General features: G+C 70.2%; 14 protein-coding genes. 3 read left to right on the top strand and 11 right to left on the bottom strand.

Translation table 11 applies throughout. The features are described 5' to 3' along the window. Positions 1-17: 17 nt before the first annotated feature. The 4 genes from D7Y15_RS06275 to grxC all read right to left on the bottom strand — a co-directional run bounded on the left by D7Y15_RS06275 (position 18) and on the right by grxC (position 6,264). Positions 18-1,940 (bottom strand): ATP-binding protein, encoded by a 1,923-nt coding sequence (locus D7Y15_RS06275; RefSeq protein ID WP_121751981.1) that lies wholly within the window; start codon positions 1,938-1,940, stop codon positions 18-20. Further along, positions 1,930-3,834 carry a PAS domain S-box protein gene (locus tag D7Y15_RS06270; RefSeq protein ID WP_120574856.1) on the bottom strand — a complete coding sequence of 635 codons (1,905 nt, stop codon included), beginning with the start codon at positions 3,832-3,834 and terminating at the stop codon, positions 1,930-1,932. The genes D7Y15_RS06275 and D7Y15_RS06270 overlap by 11 nt, the downstream gene beginning before the upstream one ends. Positions 3,835-3,940: 106 nt before the next feature. Further along, positions 3,941-5,611 carry a nitrous oxide reductase family maturation protein NosD gene (locus tag D7Y15_RS06265; RefSeq protein WP_120574838.1) on the bottom strand — a complete coding sequence of 557 codons (1,671 nt, stop codon included), beginning with the start codon at positions 5,609-5,611 and terminating at the stop codon, positions 3,941-3,943. A 374-nt stretch (positions 5,612-5,985) separates the two neighbouring features. Continuing rightward, complete coding sequence (gene grxC, locus D7Y15_RS06260; protein ID WP_120574855.1) at positions 5,986-6,264, bottom strand: glutaredoxin 3; 279 nt, start codon at positions 6,262-6,264, stop codon at positions 5,986-5,988. A 207-nt stretch (positions 6,265-6,471) separates the two neighbouring features. Here grxC and D7Y15_RS06255 point away from each other — a divergent pair, with 207 nt between their 5' ends. Continuing rightward, entirely contained in the window at positions 6,472-9,081 is a 2,610-nt protein-coding gene (locus D7Y15_RS06255; RefSeq protein ID WP_121751980.1) for a U32 family peptidase, read from the top strand. 50 nt (positions 9,082-9,131) lie between these two features. Here the strand turns inward: D7Y15_RS06255 and D7Y15_RS06250 are convergent, their stop codons facing one another. The 5 genes from D7Y15_RS06250 to D7Y15_RS06230 form a co-directional block, all read right to left on the bottom strand. Continuing rightward, on the bottom strand, positions 9,132-9,548 hold the full coding sequence (locus D7Y15_RS06250; RefSeq protein ID WP_121751979.1) for a hypothetical protein: 417 nt from the start codon (positions 9,546-9,548) through the stop codon (positions 9,132-9,134). Positions 9,549-9,630: 82 nt separating this feature from the next. After that, on the bottom strand, positions 9,631-10,377 hold the full coding sequence (locus tag D7Y15_RS06245; RefSeq protein WP_121751978.1) for a queuosine precursor transporter: 747 nt from the start codon (positions 10,375-10,377) through the stop codon (positions 9,631-9,633). Positions 10,378-10,453: 76 nt separating this feature from the next. Then, positions 10,454-11,224, bottom strand: coding sequence for a dihydroneopterin aldolase (locus D7Y15_RS06240; protein WP_120574834.1), 771 nt, complete (start codon positions 11,222-11,224; stop codon positions 10,454-10,456). 17 nt (positions 11,225-11,241) lie between these two features. Continuing rightward, positions 11,242-11,967 (bottom strand): SDR family oxidoreductase, encoded by a 726-nt coding sequence (locus D7Y15_RS06235; protein ID WP_121751977.1) that lies wholly within the window; start codon positions 11,965-11,967, stop codon positions 11,242-11,244. A gap of 139 nt (positions 11,968-12,106) precedes the next feature. Next, complete coding sequence (locus tag D7Y15_RS06230; protein WP_169825510.1) at positions 12,107-12,595, bottom strand: hypothetical protein; 489 nt, start codon at positions 12,593-12,595, stop codon at positions 12,107-12,109. A gap of 126 nt (positions 12,596-12,721) precedes the next feature. Here D7Y15_RS06230 and D7Y15_RS06225 point away from each other — a divergent pair, with 126 nt between their 5' ends. Beyond that, on the top strand, positions 12,722-13,438 hold the full coding sequence (locus tag D7Y15_RS06225; RefSeq protein ID WP_121751976.1) for a class I SAM-dependent methyltransferase: 717 nt from the start codon (positions 12,722-12,724) through the stop codon (positions 13,436-13,438). A gap of 1 nt (position 13,439) precedes the next feature. Here D7Y15_RS06225 and D7Y15_RS06220 read toward each other — a convergent pair whose 3' ends face one another. After that, positions 13,440-13,961, bottom strand: coding sequence for a GreA/GreB family elongation factor (locus D7Y15_RS06220; RefSeq protein ID WP_120574831.1), 522 nt, complete (start codon positions 13,959-13,961; stop codon positions 13,440-13,442). A gap of 127 nt (positions 13,962-14,088) precedes the next feature. Between D7Y15_RS06220 and D7Y15_RS06215 the strand changes: the two genes are divergently transcribed. Then, positions 14,089-14,424, top strand: coding sequence for a PilZ domain-containing protein (locus tag D7Y15_RS06215; protein WP_139919482.1), 336 nt, complete (start codon positions 14,089-14,091; stop codon positions 14,422-14,424). A 10-nt stretch (positions 14,425-14,434) separates the two neighbouring features. Here D7Y15_RS06215 and D7Y15_RS06210 read toward each other — a convergent pair whose 3' ends face one another. Then, positions 14,435-14,914, bottom strand: coding sequence for a hypothetical protein (locus D7Y15_RS06210; RefSeq protein ID WP_121751974.1), 480 nt, complete (start codon positions 14,912-14,914; stop codon positions 14,435-14,437). Positions 14,915-15,414: the final 500 nt, after the last annotated feature.

The following is a 15,414-nucleotide window of genomic DNA, read 5'->3' as shown; positions in this document are numbered from 1 at the left end:
CCCCGCACCGCTCGCGCTCAATCCGCGGCCAGGGGCAGCCGCACCGTGAAGGTGGTGCCCTGCCCCAGCGTGCTCTCCACGGTGAGGCGTCCGCCGTGGTTCTCCACGATGCCCTGGCAGATGGACAGGCCCAGGCCGGTGCCGCGCCCTTCGGGCTTGGTGGTGAAGAAGGGCTCGAAGATGCGCGACAGGTTGCGCTGCTCGATGCCGGTGCCGGTGTCGCGCACGCGCACCACCGCCTCCGGGCCCTCCTGAAGCGTGGACAGGTACACCTCTCCGCCGGGCTGCATGGCGTGGCAGGCGTTGGTGATGAGGTTGACGAACACCTGCACCAAGTTGGCCCGCACGGCGGCCAGGGGCGGCACGTCGCTCGCGTATTCGCGCTGCACGCTGACGCGGGCCTGGGAGACGACGTGCTCGCAGAAGCCCACCGCCATGTCCACGACGGCGTTGAGTGACACGCGCTCCGGCCGGTCCTGCGCGGGCCGCGCGTAGCTCACCAGGTCGCGGGTGAAGCGCAGGATGCGGTGGCTGCTCTCCAGGATCTTCTTCAGCTTCTCCTGGTCCGCGGGGTTCGCGCCCGGCGTCATCCGCGAGCGCTGCAGGAGCGCGTCCGCGTAGGTGGCCACCGCCGTCATCGGGTTGTTGATTTCATGCACCACGCTGGCCGCGAGCTGCCCGATGGAGGCCAGCTTCTCCGCGTGGATGATGCGCTTCTCCAGCTCCTTCACCACCGTGACGTCCTGGCCGATGGCGATGACGCCCTCCACTTCACCCGGCTGGGTTTGCATGGAGGAGGTGGCGAAGGACACGCGCACCTCGCCGCCGTCGCGGGTGAGCAGGCGCGTCTCGAAGTTGTTCACGGACTCGCCGCGCATGGCCGCCGCCAGCACGGGCGCCAGCCGCAGCTGCTCGCTGTCCGCCACCAGCGAGGACAAATCCCGCCCCAGCACCTGCTCCTTGGTGAGGCCGGTGAGCGCGCTCAGCGCCTGATTGAAGACCACCACCTGCTTGTCCCGGTTCACCACCAGGATGAGCGCGTTGGCCTTCTCCAGCAGCTCCTCCAGGTACTTGCGCACGAACGTCAGCTCGTCGATGAGCTTCGCGTTCTTCACCGCGACGGCGACCTGGCTGGCCAACTGGAGCAGCACGCGCTCGTCGTGCGCGGGGTCCGCGTCCAGGCCCTCCGGGTACTCCATGTTGATGGCGCCGAAGAGCTGGCCGCTCGCGACCAGCGGGGCGCTTACCCCGCGGGTGCTGCCGTGGAAGAGCAGCGGCACCTCTTCGGAGATGGTCACCCGCCCCTGGGGCAGCGCCGTCAGCGTGAGGTTGGTCTTCTCCACCGAGCGCTGGAAGAGGACCAGCGGTTCGTGCGCGCCCTCCTTGAGGCGGCCTTCCGCGTAGAGCGACGTGAGGCCTCCGGTGCGCGCGTCCACGATGCGGATGCAGAAGGAACGGCCGGGGAAGAGCTCCTTCACGCCGCGCGCCACCGCGGCCACCAGTTCCTCCTCGCCGCCGGCTTCCGCCACGCTGCGGCCCAGGTCCAGGAGCACGCCTTCGGTGCGCGCCTGCTCCAGGAGGGCCCGCTCCGCCACCACCAGGCGGCCGCTGATGATTTCGGTGTCCACGCGGGCGCGCACCGCCACGGTGTCCGCCCGGCGCGACAGGGTGAGCACCAGCGACGTGCCGCTCTGGAGCACGAGGTCGAACTCGTGGGACTGCCCGTCCTCCGGCGCGACGGCGCTCGCCAGGGCCTCGGCCACCAGGTCCACGCTGATTTCGTGCATGGCGCAGAAGCGGCGCAGCGCGGGGTTCACGGCCGCGATGCGCAGGGACACGTCGCAGACGGCGGCGGGCTCGTCCAGCGCGTCGAAGAAGGCCTGGAAGGCGTCGGGGGCCAGATTTCCGGACGGACGCACGGCGCGGACCTCACTCTTCATGGGAGCTGGCCTTGTCGAGGTCGAGGATCTGCTGCGTCCCCACGTACGACTTCGTCTCGTAGCGGGTGATCTTTCCAATCTTCCGGACGATCTCCGCCATGCGCTCCGCCTCGCGGTAGATGATGTCCACCGGCCTCCAGGCGAAGTCCTCCTCCTTGAGCTTGCGCTTGAGCAGCTCCGCGTAGCCCATCACGGAGGTGAGGGGCTGGTTGAGCTCGTGGGCCGCGGTGCCTGCGAGCGCGACGATGACGGCGTTCTTCTCGCTCTCCTCCAGCCGCGTCTCCACGTCGGACAGCTTGCGCTCCAGCTGCATCCGGTCCCGGAGATCCGTGAAGATGCCCACGGTGAAGGACTCGCGGCCGCCCTCGTAGACGATGGAGGCCGTCATGTTCACGGGCACGCGCTCACCAGAGCGGTGCATCAGCTCCTGGCGCGTGAGTGACAGCCGGCCCTTGCCACCCATGTCGGGCCCGCGCAGCTGGACCATGATGCGTTGGGCGACGCCGGGCGGGTAGAGCTGGAGCGCGTTGAGCTTCTCCTGGGCCTCCTGCGCGGTGTAGCCGCACATGGCCTCCGCGCCCTTGTTGAAGAGGATGATGCGCCCCTTCAGGTCGGCCGCGATGATGGCGTCCACCGACGAGTCGATGAGCCGCTCCAGGAAGTCCTTCGTGTTGCGCAGCTCGTCCTCCAGCTTGCGAGCGTGCGTCACGTCGCGGAAGGACAGGATGGTGGCCGCGTCCTCGTCGCGCAGCGGCGCCGCGGACATGGACAGCGTGAGGCAGCGGCCCGCGGGCGTGCGCACCACCACGTCCACGCCCATGCGCGCCTCGCCACGCGACGCGGACGTCACCAGCTCCATCAGCACGCCGTCGTCCACCGGCTGGGTGATTTGATTCAGGTGCTTGCCCCGCGCCTCGCCAGCGGTCGTGTCCAGCATCTGCGCGCCGGCGGGGTTGAGCGACAGCACTGCGGCCTCGTCATCGAGGATGGCCACGCCCTCGCTCACGTGGGCGAAGAAGAGCTGGTAGGGCTTGAAGGACGCGGCCTTCTCCTCCGCCGCCAGCCGCGCCGTCTGCACGGACTGGAGCACCGACGCGCTCCGCAGCGCCACCGCCGTCGCGTGGGCCACCGTGGTGAGGAAGTCGATTTCACGGGTGCTGAAGGCCCGCCTGCGCCCGGCCGCGCGGAGCAGCAGCACGCCGCGCACCTGGCCGCGGATGGGCAGGGGCAGCGCGGCGATGGCGTGGATGCCTCGCGCGGCCACGGCCCGACGCTCCAGGTCGCCCAGCAGCGGGTGGGTGGCGGCCTCCTGCATGACCACGGGCTTGCCGGTGCGCACCACCTCGCGGATTTCCGGGTAGCGCGCCAGGTCGATGCGCAGGTCCTTCATGCCCGGGTCGTCGCTGGCGGCGACGATGACGCCTTCGTCCACGCCGCCGCCCACCATCACCAGCGTGGCGCGCGCGATGTCCAGCTGCTCCGCCAGACGCCGCGTCACGCCGTGCAGGAGCGCTTCCACGTCGGAGCTCTCCGCGTAGTCAGCGGTGAGTTCCAGCAGCAGCGCCAGGTCCGTCTGGCTGCGGGCCTGCTCCTCACGCTCGCGGTGGCGTTCCGCGGCGCGCTGCAGGCGCCAGGTGAGTTCGTGCGGAAGGCTCTGGTGGGTGACGATGTCCGCGGGGCGCAGCGTGTCCACGGCGGCGAAGCCACGCGGCTCCGGGGACACCACCGCGAGGAGCGTGAGGTGCGGCCCGTTGTGGGACGTGAGCAACTCCACCACCGCGGGGCCGCAGCCGGGGGCGGTGAGGTCCACCAGCGCCAGGGCGGCGTCGTCCGGGTCGTCCACCACGCGCAGGCCCGCGCGCTCGGCGGCGGCGTTCAGGGGTTCTCGAGCCACCGACCCTGGGGGGACCAGGACGATGCCGAAGGCGGGTTCCGACGGGGCCGACACGGGGCGCTGGACTCCGGAGCGAGGGGCCCCGGAGTCTACACAACCCCCGGGGTCAGGGGCAGCCTGACTCGAAGGCACCCTGGTCCGGCGCCGAGCCGCAGAAGGGCAGGCCCAGGGACAGGCCCGCTTCGCGCGCGGGGGACTGCGTGGAGAGCTGGTAGTCGTCCGAGCCCGTGTCCACGAAGCCGGGCGCGCGCTCCTGGGAGCGCTTGTCCAGGCCGGCCTTCGTGCGCCAGTCCGCCAGGCCCAGGGTGGCACCCTCCAGGTTGAACACCGCCGCGCCACTGCTCCGGAAGTACAGGTTGCCGTCCACCACCGCGCCGCTCCGGCCCGCGCCGCCGCGAGCGGCAATGCCACAGCCGGCGAAGATGTTGTTGCGCACATCCAGGCCCTGGCTCGCGCCGTTGGAGCCCGTGCCGAAGATGAGGCACGCGCCGCTCAGGTTCCACACGGTGTTGTGCTGCACCTTCACGTCCACGGACGCGTCGATGCGGATGCCGGTGCCTTCTTCTCCGTCCGCCTCGCCCAGGCCGTCGTGGATGAGGTTGCGGCGAAGGATGACGCGCGTGGGGGGCGCGCCCTCGCGGTTGCCGCCAATCTGGATGGCGCGCGCGTTGGCGTAGAAGACGTTGTCCTCCAGCGTGACGTCGGACGGGGACATGTGGACGATGATGCCCTCGCCCGCGGAGGTGGACACCTCACGGTGGTTGTAGATGGTGTTGCCGCGCAGCGTGACGCGGGTGCACGTCTTGATGTCCGCGCCGTTCTCCCGATTGTCGTGGAGCTGGTTGTCCTCCACGAGCAGGTTGTCGAACGGCGTGCCTGGATGGGTGGCGCCACCCTCCGGCCCCAGGCACTGCACCCCGTCGCCGGAGTTGTGGTGGATGTCATTGCCGCGCACCACCACGTTGCTCGCGGAGGTCTGCACACAGACGCCGTGGCTGTCCACGTCGCCCTTGTCGAAGTGGGAGATGTCGTTGTCCTCGATGAGGACGTCGTGCGCCTTCTCCGTCACGTAGACGCCCGCGCCCTCCGTGCCGTTCTTCAGGATGCTGTCCCGGAGCACGCCGTGGTGCGCGCCCGCGCCACGCCACATCACCGCGAAGGTGGACTCGCCGCCCACGTCCACCGTGAGCCCCTGGATGTTCCAGTACGCCCCGCTCACGTCCACCAGCGCCGTCTCGCCAATGGAGCCGCCCTTGAGGATGGCCGTGGCGCCCGGTGCGGCCCTCAGCGTCAGCGGCTTGTCCGCCGTGCCCTGCCGCTCCGTCAGCGGCACGTGTTCGCGCCAGGTGCCGGACTTGAGGAACACCGCCTCGCCGGGCTTCACCAGGGACAGGGCTCGCGCCACCGTGCGCAGGGGCAGCGCTTCCGTGCCCGCAGCGGAGTCATTGCCGCTGGGAGAGACCCAGAGCACGCGCGTGTATTGCGGCTCGGCGGGCGGCGGTGGTTCGGGCTCCTGGGGCTCCTCCGTGGGCGGTGGGTCCACTGGATCCGTGGGGGGGGTGCCGCCGTCCGTGGCGACGCCTCCGTCCTCGTCAGGGGATGTGCCCGCGTCGGCCGGAGTCTGGGGCCGCCCAGGCGGAGTGATGATGGGTGGACCGGATGTGCCCGGAGGTGTGGCTGTCGCGGGCGCGGGCTCGACCTTGCCGGTACAGCCGACGGTGCCCGCGAGCATCCCGGTGGCACAGACGATGGTCGTCAGGGTCTGGCGGAAGCGCATGTGGACTCCTCGTAGGGGTTCACGGCGCGGGGTGCGCTCGCGGGGTCGGCGGGCAACGGGAACATGCGTGCCGGGCATTCCCCGTCAGCCGTGGGCATCACCGCCGCCCGGTCGCAGGGCAGACGAGCAGGAATGTGAATCCACGCGGTTGGGCCTGGCGACAGGGGCCCGCGGATGTGCCGGAGGGTGGGCACCGCGCGCAGGACGGGCTTCAAGGCTCCTACCGCGAGGCCCCGTCCCAAGAGCGCAACAAGTTCCGCCGCCGGCCCCGTCCCAGCCACTGCCCGGAGGGGCGACGCGAGCGCCCGGGAAACACGCAGGCCGTGTCCCCCGGCAGGAGGAACACGACCCGGACGCGACGGCGGAGGACGGCTTCAGGGTGAGGTGGAGTCCTGGGCCTTCCGACCGAGGAGCGCGTCCAGTTCCCCGCGTGCCTCCAGGTCGTACAGGTCATCGCAGCCACCGACGTGGCGGCCCGCGATGAAGATCTGCGGCACGGTCTGACGGCCGCAGCGCCGCAGCATCTCCTTGTGACGCTCTTCGTCCGCGGCGACGTCGACCTTCTGGAACTCGCAGCCCTTCTCGTTGAGCAGGTCCATGGCCTGCCGCGAATAGGGGCAGGTGCGCTTCATGTAGACGACGACCTCGAGCATCACGACCTCCTGCATCAAAGGGTGGGGACTCCATCCACGGTCCGCAACCCGGCACGAGGGCGCTCACGCCCCTGTCCGTTCTCCACGAACAACATCCCCGTGCCTCGCATGGGATGGCATCCCTCCCCTCAAACGGGTGCCCGTCCGGGGTGGAGTGGACAGGTCGCAAGAGGGGAGCGGCGGGAACGGGCGTGCTAGGTAGGAGTCATGTCTCCCCGACGCCCCGAAATCCTCGCCCCCGCTGGTGACCTGGAGTCGTTGCGTGCCGCCCTGGCCAGTGGCGCTGACGCCGTCTACTTCGGGCTCGATGAAGGCTTCAACGCGCGAGCCCGTGCGGAGAACTTCTCGCTCGAGCGGTTGGCTGAGACGGTGGGGCTCATCCACCGGGCCGGCGCGCGCGCCTACGTGACGCTGAACACGCTGGTGTTCGAGCCGGAGCTGCCGGTGGTGGAGCACCTGCTGCGCGGCGTGGCGAAGGCTGGGGTGGACGCGCTCATCGTGCAGGACCCGGCGGTGGCGCTGCTGGCGCGAGCCATCTGCCCGCAGCTGGAGCTGCACGCCTCCACGCAGATGACGCTGTCCAGCGCGGAAGGGGCGCGGTTCGCCACGGGCCTGGGTTTCACGCGCATGGTGGTGCCGCGCGAGCTGTCGGTGGCGGAGATCCGCCGGCTGGCGTCGCAGACGGACATCGAGCTGGAGGTCTTCATCCACGGCGCGCTCTGCATGTCGTGGAGCGGTCAATGCCTCACGAGCGAAGCGTGGGGCGGACGGTCCGCGAACCGGGGCCAGTGCGCGCAATCGTGCCGGCTGCCGTACGACCTGGTGGTGGACGGCGAGACGCGCGACCTGGGCGAGGTGAAGTACCTGCTCAGCCCCAAGGACCTGGCGGGCGTGCGCGCGGTGCCGGAGCTGGCGGACATCGGCGTGCACAGCCTGAAGATTGAAGGCCGGCTCAAGGGTCCGGCATACGTCTCCAGCACGGTGCAGGGTTATCGCCGCTGGTTGGACGGCGTGATGGCGGGCAAGCCCGACAGCGCGCGGCTGGCGAAGGACCTGGCGGAGATGGCGCTGTCGTACAGCCGAGGGTTCTCTCACGGCTTCCTGGCGGGCTCCGACCACCAGACGCTGGTGGAGGGTCGCTTCCCGAAGCACCGCGGGCTGTACCTGGGCCGGGTGCATGCGGTGGCTGGCAAGGACGTGCTCGTGGTGCCGGACGACCGGCCGTGGACGGGCGCGCTGGGTCTTGGCGACGAGCGCCCGGAGGCCCCTGCGGGCAACGTGTCCGCGCCGCTCACGGGCGAGCCCGACCCCGCGGATGTGGATCCGCGTCCGGGCATGGGCGTGGTGTTCGACGCGGGAGCGCCGGAAGACAAGCACGAGCCGGGCGGTCCCATCTTCCGAGTGGAGCGCGAGGGCGACGCGTGGGTGCTGGGCTTCGGCCACCCGGGTCCGGATCTGGGCCGCGTGGCGCCGGGGCAGCGTGTGTGGCTGAACAGCGATCCGGCGCTCGCTCGGCGCACGGGAGATCTGCTGGCGGAGGGTGAGCCCGAGGGCCGCATCCCGCTGTCACTGGTGGTGTCCGGCGCGGAGGGCACGCCGCTGCGCGTGCGGATGAGCACCGGGCGGTTCACGCGTGAGGCGGTGGGTACGACGGTCCTCGCGCCGTCGAGGGGCGCGGGCGTGGACGCGGCGCTGCTCAAGGACAAGCTGGCCGCGCTGGGCGGCACTTCGTTCCACCTGGCGGAGCTGGATGCGTCTGGATTGGCGCCGGGGCTGCACCTGCCGGTGTCGGAGCTGAAGGCGCTGCGGCGACAGCTGGTGGCGGAGCTGACGGCTGACGTCGAGCGTGGCCCCGCGCGGACCGTGAGCACGGAGGCGGTGGAGGCCGGCGTGCGTCAGGACCTGCTGGGGAAGGTGGCTTCGCGACCGGCGGAGGATGCACCCCGGTTGCTGCCGCTGTGCCGCAACGACGCGCAGCTGGAGGCGGTCATCGCCGCGGGCCTGCGCGAGGTGGAGTTGGATTGGATGGAGATGGTGGGGCTCCAGAAGGCAGTGGAGCGGGCTCGCGCGGCGGGGCTGCGCGTCACCATCGCCACGGTGCGCGTGCAGAAGCCCGGCGAGGAGGGCTACGACACGCGCCTGGACCGGCTGCGCCCGGACGCGGTGCTGGTGCGCCACTGGGGCGCGATGATGCACTTCCTGGAGCAGCCGGCGGGGGCTTCGCGGCCGGTGCTGCACGGAGACTTCTCGCTGAACGTCACGAACTCGCTGACGGCGGCGCACCTGTTGAGCCTGGGGCTGGACACGCTGACGGTGTCGCACGACCTGGATTCAGAGCAGCTCTTCGCACTGCTGGAGCAGGCGCCGGCGCACCGGTTCGCGGTGGCGCTGCACCACCACATCGCGACGTTCCACACGGAGCACTGCGTGTATTCACACACGCTGTCCAACGGGCGCGACTACAAGACCTGTGGACGGCCGTGTGAGAAGCACGCCATCGCGCTGAAGGACCGGTTGGGATTGGAGCACCCGGTCATCGTGGACGTGGGGTGCCGCAACACGGTGTTCAACGCGCAGGCGCAGAGCGCGGCGTCACTGGTGCCCCGGCTGCTGGAGCGCGGCGTGCGACGCTTCCGCGTGGAGTTCGTGCGAGAGACGCGCGAGGAGGCCACGCGGGTGCTGGGCGCGTATCAGGAACTGCTCGCGGGCCGGCTGTCGCCCGCGGAGGCGGTGAAGCGCGCCGCGGTGCACGAGCAGTTCGGCGTCACGCGAGGCACGATGCAGGTGCTCAAGCACCCGGCGACGAACGCCCGCTGAAACACGGTGTGAGCAGGGCTCCTGCTTCGAGCCCTGCCCCTTTTGTTCGTTCAGGCGATGTGGAGCACGTCCCCGTGGGACGAAGCACTCCGCAGCCACTTCATGCGCACGAGGACGAACAGCAGCGTCATCGCGGCGAACCACTTCCAGTGGGTGGGGTCGATGCCATCCCCTTCCCGCGCGACAGGCTCCACCAGCATGGCCTCGCTGATGAGGATCGCCATGCCGAGCAGCAGCGGTCCGATGAAGGCCACCGCCACGCAGCCCCAGGTCAGAAGGTCACGGAAGGCCGAGACGGAGCTCCGGGACGACGGTGCCATCAGGCCCAGGACGTCATGGCCGTCGCGGGCTCCGCGCCGCAACCATCGCAGCAGCAGGAACACCACCACCGGCGAGAGCCAGAGTGCGTAGAAGAACCCTACCGTCGGCGGCGGTGGACCACAGACATCCGCGAGCGTGAACTGCATGGGGCACCCTCCTGTCGCTGAAGCGGAACAGAACCAGGAGGCGGGTTCAAGCCGACCACGGTCCGCAGATCCTCTACCGCGTTCAGGCCGCGGCCGCGGACGGGGGCTCGGCCTTGGTGGTCACGAGGTTCACCGGCTCACCGTCCTCGCCCAGCACCACTGGCGCGATGCCCAGCTTGCGCTCCACCAGCGCGTGCCCCAGGTAGACGAGCGGCGTCAGGCCAATGGCCACCAGCAGCTTCACCGCGTACGAGGTGAAGATGATCCGGAAGATGACCTCCCGTGGCAGCACGCCCGTCCAGGCGATGAACTGCACCACCACCGTGTCGATGAGCTGCGACACCACCGTGGAGCCCGTGGCCCGCAGCCACAGCATCCGGTTGTTCGTCACCCGCTTGAGCAGGTTGAACACCGAGATGTCCAGGAACTGCGCCACCAGGTACGCCACCATCGACGCCGCCAGGATGCGCTGCGAACCGCCGAAGACGTTGTTGAACGACGACGCCACCGTGCCGCTGTAGTCCTTGGCCTCCGTCATTGGCGCCCACGGAATCTGGCCCGCCAGCGCGACAATCACGAACGTGAAGATGGCCATGACAAAGCCCACCCACGTCACGAACCGCGCGACCTTCTTGCCGTAGAACTCGTTGAGGATGTCCGTCAGCAGGAACGTCACCGGGAACGGCAACATCCCCACCGACATCACCGCCACCACCGGGCCCAGGTGCACCTCGAACAGCTTCACCCCGATGATGTCGCCCACCACCAGCGAGGTGATGAACAGCCCCGCGAGCACCACGAAAAGCTGAATCCGCCGGTCCAGGATCATCCGTTGCGTCCTTCAAGAACGAGGCGCCTCTACAGCTAGCATACCCTCCCGCCCCCGTCGCTTGGACGCCCGGGGCCTATTCGGGCAGGTAGTACAGCGTGCCCGCCCCTACCGGCGCGGCCTCTCCGGAAGCGCCCCCCTCGGAGAGCACCAGGCGCGGCCGGTACACTCCCAGCACTGTCTGCTCGGTCGCCGTCGGGTTGTCGTAGCCGTGCCCGAAGACCTCCGGTCCGCTGAACGCCATCCCCCGCCCCACCGGCTGCCCCTGCAGCACCAGCCCCGCGCCCAGCACCAGCTCCATTCCTTCCGTGTGGCCGTCCGCGCGCGGCGGGATGCTCCCTCCCGGATCCACCCGCAGCCGGTACACCCCATAGGTCGCTCCTTCGTGGATGACGTCCACGTGACCGAAGGGCTTCGCCTCCGTCCGGTACACCATCTCCTCCGCGGTGCGGTGCACCTGGAGCGACGGGATGGCCCACCCCGTCAGCGCCTCCGGCTTGGTGACCCGCACCGTGGCCGCGTGCAACAGCGCGTGCGGCGCGGCGTCCGTGGGCGGCGCCAGGAGATAGCGGCACACCGCCTCCGCCGCGGACTCCAACAACTCGAAGCGGCACGCATCCAGGAGGAAGCGCAGCTCGCCGGCCAGGCGCCCGTAGTGCACGGTGTTCGCCAGCCTCCCGCCCACCGCCGCCTGCCTCGCGTCCAGGAAGAGCGCCACGTCCAGCCGCAGGGGCTGCGGCGTCACGCGCTCGCGGTTGTAGAGGCCCACGATGACGTCCACCGTGAGCCCACGCAGCTCCATCACGTCCAGCGGACGGCCCTGGGCGTCAGTGACCACGGGGTGCATCCACACGGGTTCATGGCTCACAGCTGCGCGCTCCTTCCGCCATCCACGGCGATGACCTGCCCGGTGAGGTACGGCGCCTCGCGCGCAAGGAACACCACCGTGCGCGCCACGTCCTCCACGCTGCCCTCGCGGCCCATGGGCACGCGGTCGAGCACTTCCTTCCGCGCGGCTTCGTCGAAGTGCTCCGGGAAGGCCACCACGCCCGGCGAGATGGCGTTGACTCGCACGTGCGGCGCCAGCTCCACCGCCAACGCTCGCGTCAGCATCACGAGCCCTGCCTTGCTCACCGAATAGTGCGAGTAGTGGCTCACCGCCCGCTCCCCGCCGATGTCCGTGAGGTGCACCACCAGCGGGTCCTTCCCCGCGCGCAGCGACGGCAGCAGCGCCTGCGTGAGGAAGAAGGGCGCGTCCACGTTCACGGCGAGCATGCGGCGGTACTGCTCGCGCGTCACGGCTTCGAAGTCCACGCGTTCGTAGAGCCCCGCGTTGTGGACGACCACGTCCAGCGCGGGGTGCGCCTCCCGGACCCGAGCGCCCAGCGCGTCCACGGCCTGCGCGTCGGAGAGGTCGCCGCTGTACAGCGTGACGCCGCGGCCCAGCTCCCGCAGCTCTTGCGCCAGTGCTTCCAGCGGCCCCATGGAGCGGTTCGCGTGAAGCGCCAGGTCGTAGCCGGCGCGGCCGAGTGCTCGCGCCACCGCGCTGCCGATGCGCACGCCCGCGCCCGTGATGAATGCGGTCCCCATATGCGGGCCCTGCCTAACAGGCCCGCCCGCGAAAAAACAACGCGGGGCGACACCTGGAGTCCCCACACCAGGTGCCGCCCCGCGTTGTTCCCCTGCTTCCCCTTTGCGTCGTCCGTCCCGTCTCGTCTCCTCGTGTTGGCTACGGGTAGTAGACCACCGTCTGCCAGCGGCGCCCGCCGTACGGCACCCAGACCCACTCCGTCACCGCCTGGTAGCCGCCCGCCACATAGCGCTGGTCGTAGTAGCCCGGCGTGCACCGCGTGTGGCGGCCGTGGCGGCCACGGGACACACACTGCTCGGGGACCCAGACCTGCTCGTAGCGCGCCGGCACCCAGCGCTCCACCGTCTGCAGCTCGTAGCGGCCGCGCGAATCCACCGGGCGCGGCATGGGGCCCTGGTTGCAGTTCGGGCCGCGGCAGCCCATGAAGCGGCGCGTCTTCGCGTCGTCATTGTCGTAGCGGAACGCCTGGCCCTGCGGCGCGGAATCCCAGCCGCCGTTGTACCGCTGCTGGCCGCCCCACTGCGCATCCGCCCGGGTCGGGCCGCGCCAGTCCGCCGCGAACGACGTGGAGGAACCGAGCAGCATTGCACCGAAGGCCAGGGTCGCGAGTCCGAGCTTGAAAGCCATGTCTTCCATCCTCCGTCCGAGTTGCTTGTCCTGACTGACGGGGCCCCCGCCGGAACATTCAAATCCCATCGAGTCCTTCTCCACCCCGGTGGCGAAGCCAGGGGGGATGTGGGTACACCTCGTCCCATGCTCCACCGCGACGGCCCCACCTTCCGCGAACTTGCACGGCAGGCCCTCACCTCCGTCGAGCAGGGCTACGACCTGCTCGCGCCCAAGTTCGAGCACACGCCGTTCCGCACGCCGGATCCGGTGCTCAAGGCCGCCCTCGCGCACGTGGGCCCGGAAGGCAGCGTGGGCAGCGCGCTGGACGTGTGCTGCGGCACCGGCGCCGCGATGCGCGTGCTGCGCCCGCTGTGCCGCGAGCGCGTCGTCGGGTTCGACCTGAGCCAGGGCATGTTGGATGAAGCGCGGCGCAGGCTCGCGGATGCACCGGGCAACGCGGCGCTCGACTTCGTCCGGGGCGATGCGCTGGCGCTGCCCTTCGACGCGGCGTTCGACCTCATCACCAGCTTCGGCGCCTTCGGGCACATCCTGGAGGAGGACGAGCCGCGCCTCGTCGAAGGCATCACACGAGCGCTGAAGCCCGGTGGCCGCTTCGTCTTCGTCACCGCGCAGCCGCCGTCGGCGCTCAACCCCGGCTACTGGGTGGCCAAGGGCTTCAACGCCGCCATGCGCGTGCGCAACGCGCTCTGGAAGCCGCCGTTCGTCATGTACTACCTGACGTTCCTCGTGCCCCGCGCCCGCACGCTGCTGGAGGCGGCGGGATTCGACGTGGAGGTGCGCGAGGGCGACATGCCGGAGCCCTTTGGCCGGCTCGTCACCGTCGTCGCCACGAAGCGCTGAATCACGGCGCGGCAGTGGCCGCTTCGGACTCCGCGTACTCCACCGCGAGGATTTCGTACTCCACCGTGCCGCGCGGACGCTCCACCTGCACGGCCTCTCCGGCCTCCTTGCCCAGGAGCGCGCGCGCCAGCGGGGACTCCACGCTCAGCCGCCCCGCCTTCACGTCCGCCTCATCCGGACCGACGATGCGATAGCGCATGCGCGCGCCGTCCTCGTCCTCCAGCACCACCCACGCGCCGAAGAAGACGCGGCCCGCCTGCGATGGATCCGGCTCCACCACCCGCACGTCCTCCAAGATGGCGGTGAGCTCGCGCGCCCGTCGCTCCCGTTCGCGCTTGCGCACTCCCGCTTCCAGTTCCGGCCAGTCCTGAGGAGCGGGGCCCTGCGACTCCAGCAGCTCCTCCTGGAGCGCGCGGTAGCCCTCCGGCGTGATGTAGCGCTGCTCCGCCGACGTCGACCGTGGACGCGCGGGGGTGAGCCCCTCGTCGCCGCCCCCGTCTTCCTTGGTGAATGCCTTCGACATGGCCCGCTCCCTCCTCCCAGGAGATTTCTCAACGAATCTCGGGCTTTGCACAGCGGGTCCGCCTGCCCGCCTGCTTTCTATTGGCGCAATTTTACTACTTGAACGGAATCCGCCAGGATTCGAGGGCATGCACCTCCCCCGAGCCGTGCCTCGCTTCGAGCATCGCCTGGCCGTCCGTCTGCGCGGCATGCTGCCGCTCTACACGCGGGATGTGTCGGAGAGCGGCTTCTGCGCGGAGATGCTCCAGCCGATGAAGGCGGGCGATCTCGTCGAAGGCGCGTTGCTGCTGGGGGACGAGGAGGTCCCCTTCCAGGCCCAGGTGATGTGGTCCCGCCGTTCCGCCGGAGAGCGCACGCGGGGACGCTGCGGCGTGCGCTTCGTCACCATCGGCGAGGACTTCCAGCGGCGGCTGGGTGCGTTCAGGCGCTTGCAGGGCAGGCGCCTGATTCGCTGGTTCACCTGACGAACCGGACCTACTTCGCCGTTTCGGAGGCAGCCGGGGCCGCGGTCTCGGACGGAGCGCCGGGCGTCGCGGGCGTGGTGGACGGCTCCACGGCGGACTCAGCCGGGGGAGCGATGGGGGCGCCTTCGGGAGCCGGGGCCTGACCGGAGGGCACCACCTGGAGCTTGTAGTGGGCCACGCCCTTGGGCAGCACGACCTCCACCAGGGGGTTCTCCTTCACCAGTCCCGGGTCGAGCTGGAGGGAGAACTCGCCGTTCTCGTCGGTGGTCGCGTTGATGTGGTTGCGGTACTCGCCACCGAGAATCTTGGCGCCCTTCACCGGCTGGCCCGTCGCGGCGTCCGTCACGCGCAGCACCACGAGCTGGCCCGCCTGGAGCTCGGTGGCGCCGTTCGCCTGGATGACTTCGTTGTAGCGCGGGCGCAGCGCGCAGGCGGACAGCAGCGCGGAGGAGAGGACGGCGATGGTCAGCAGGTTGCGGCGAAGGCTCATGGAATCCATCCAGGCTGGGAAGCGGTACGGCGGAGGCGCGGCAGCATAGCCGCCAGCCACCGGACGCCAAGTCTCCGGTGCGTTACAGCCCCCGTGTGCGGCATCCGCCCCCACGCCGGGTCGGGAAATTCCCGGCGGGCAGGCACGGCATGCGCCTTCCTCCCCGAGGACCGGTGGAGCCGTCAGCCCTTCCACCCGCCCGCTTCCAGCACCATCTCCCAAGGTGTCCGGGCACGTTCTTCCCCCGCCCGCACGGAGGACAAGCTCCATGGATGAGACCTATACGGAGGAATCCGGACGCGTCGCGCTTCCGGAGCGCCGCTTCGAGATGGAGAACGGGCGGTCCGAGTACGCGACCCTCCCGCCCGACACGCGCGTGGAGGAGAGCCGCGTCGTCTGGAAGCACAACCGGTTCGACGTGAGCGTGCTGACGATGGTGCTCATCAGCGCCGTCACGTTCTTCATTCCGTTGTTCAACGGCCTGCTGGCCGGCACGTTCG

The organism is Corallococcus sp. AB030 (assembly GCF_003668965.1).
GTDB classification, from domain to species: Bacteria; Myxococcota; Myxococcia; order Myxococcales; family Myxococcaceae; genus Corallococcus; species Corallococcus exiguus.
This window is presented reverse-complemented; position numbering and strand designations above follow the sequence as displayed.

Bases quoted from the DNA above. Each gene is read 5' to 3' on its own strand.
- D7Y15_RS06250 (WP_121751979.1), bottom strand. From the start codon at position 9,548: ATGCAGTTCACGCTCGCGGATGTCTGTGGTCCACCGCCGCCGACGGTA.
- D7Y15_RS06235 (WP_121751977.1), bottom strand. From the start codon at position 11,967: ATGGGGACCGCATTCATCACGGGCGCGGGCGTGCGCATCGGCAGCGCG.
- grxC (WP_120574855.1), bottom strand. From the start codon at position 6,264: ATGCTCGAGGTCGTCGTCTACATGAAGCGCACCTGCCCCTATTCGCGG.
- D7Y15_RS06225 (WP_121751976.1), top strand. From the start codon at position 12,722: ATGCTCCACCGCGACGGCCCCACCTTCCGCGAACTTGCACGGCAGGCC.
- D7Y15_RS06230 (WP_169825510.1), bottom strand. From the start codon at position 12,595: ATGGCTTTCAAGCTCGGACTCGCGACCCTGGCCTTCGGTGCAATGCTG.
- D7Y15_RS06245 (WP_121751978.1), bottom strand. From the start codon at position 10,377: ATGATCCTGGACCGGCGGATTCAGCTTTTCGTGGTGCTCGCGGGGCTG.
- D7Y15_RS06220 (WP_120574831.1), bottom strand. From the start codon at position 13,961: ATGTCGAAGGCATTCACCAAGGAAGACGGGGGCGGCGACGAGGGGCTC.
- D7Y15_RS06275 (WP_121751981.1), bottom strand. From the start codon at position 1,940: ATGAAGAGTGAGGTCCGCGCCGTGCGTCCGTCCGGAAATCTGGCCCCC.
- D7Y15_RS06215 (WP_139919482.1), top strand. From the start codon at position 14,089: ATGCACCTCCCCCGAGCCGTGCCTCGCTTCGAGCATCGCCTGGCCGTC.
- D7Y15_RS06240 (WP_120574834.1), bottom strand. From the start codon at position 11,224: ATGCACCCCGTGGTCACTGACGCCCAGGGCCGTCCGCTGGACGTGATG.
- D7Y15_RS06210 (WP_121751974.1), bottom strand. From the start codon at position 14,914: ATGAGCCTTCGCCGCAACCTGCTGACCATCGCCGTCCTCTCCTCCGCG.
- D7Y15_RS06265 (WP_120574838.1), bottom strand. From the start codon at position 5,611: ATGCGCTTCCGCCAGACCCTGACGACCATCGTCTGTGCCACCGGGATG.
- D7Y15_RS06255 (WP_121751980.1), top strand. From the start codon at position 6,472: ATGTCTCCCCGACGCCCCGAAATCCTCGCCCCCGCTGGTGACCTGGAG.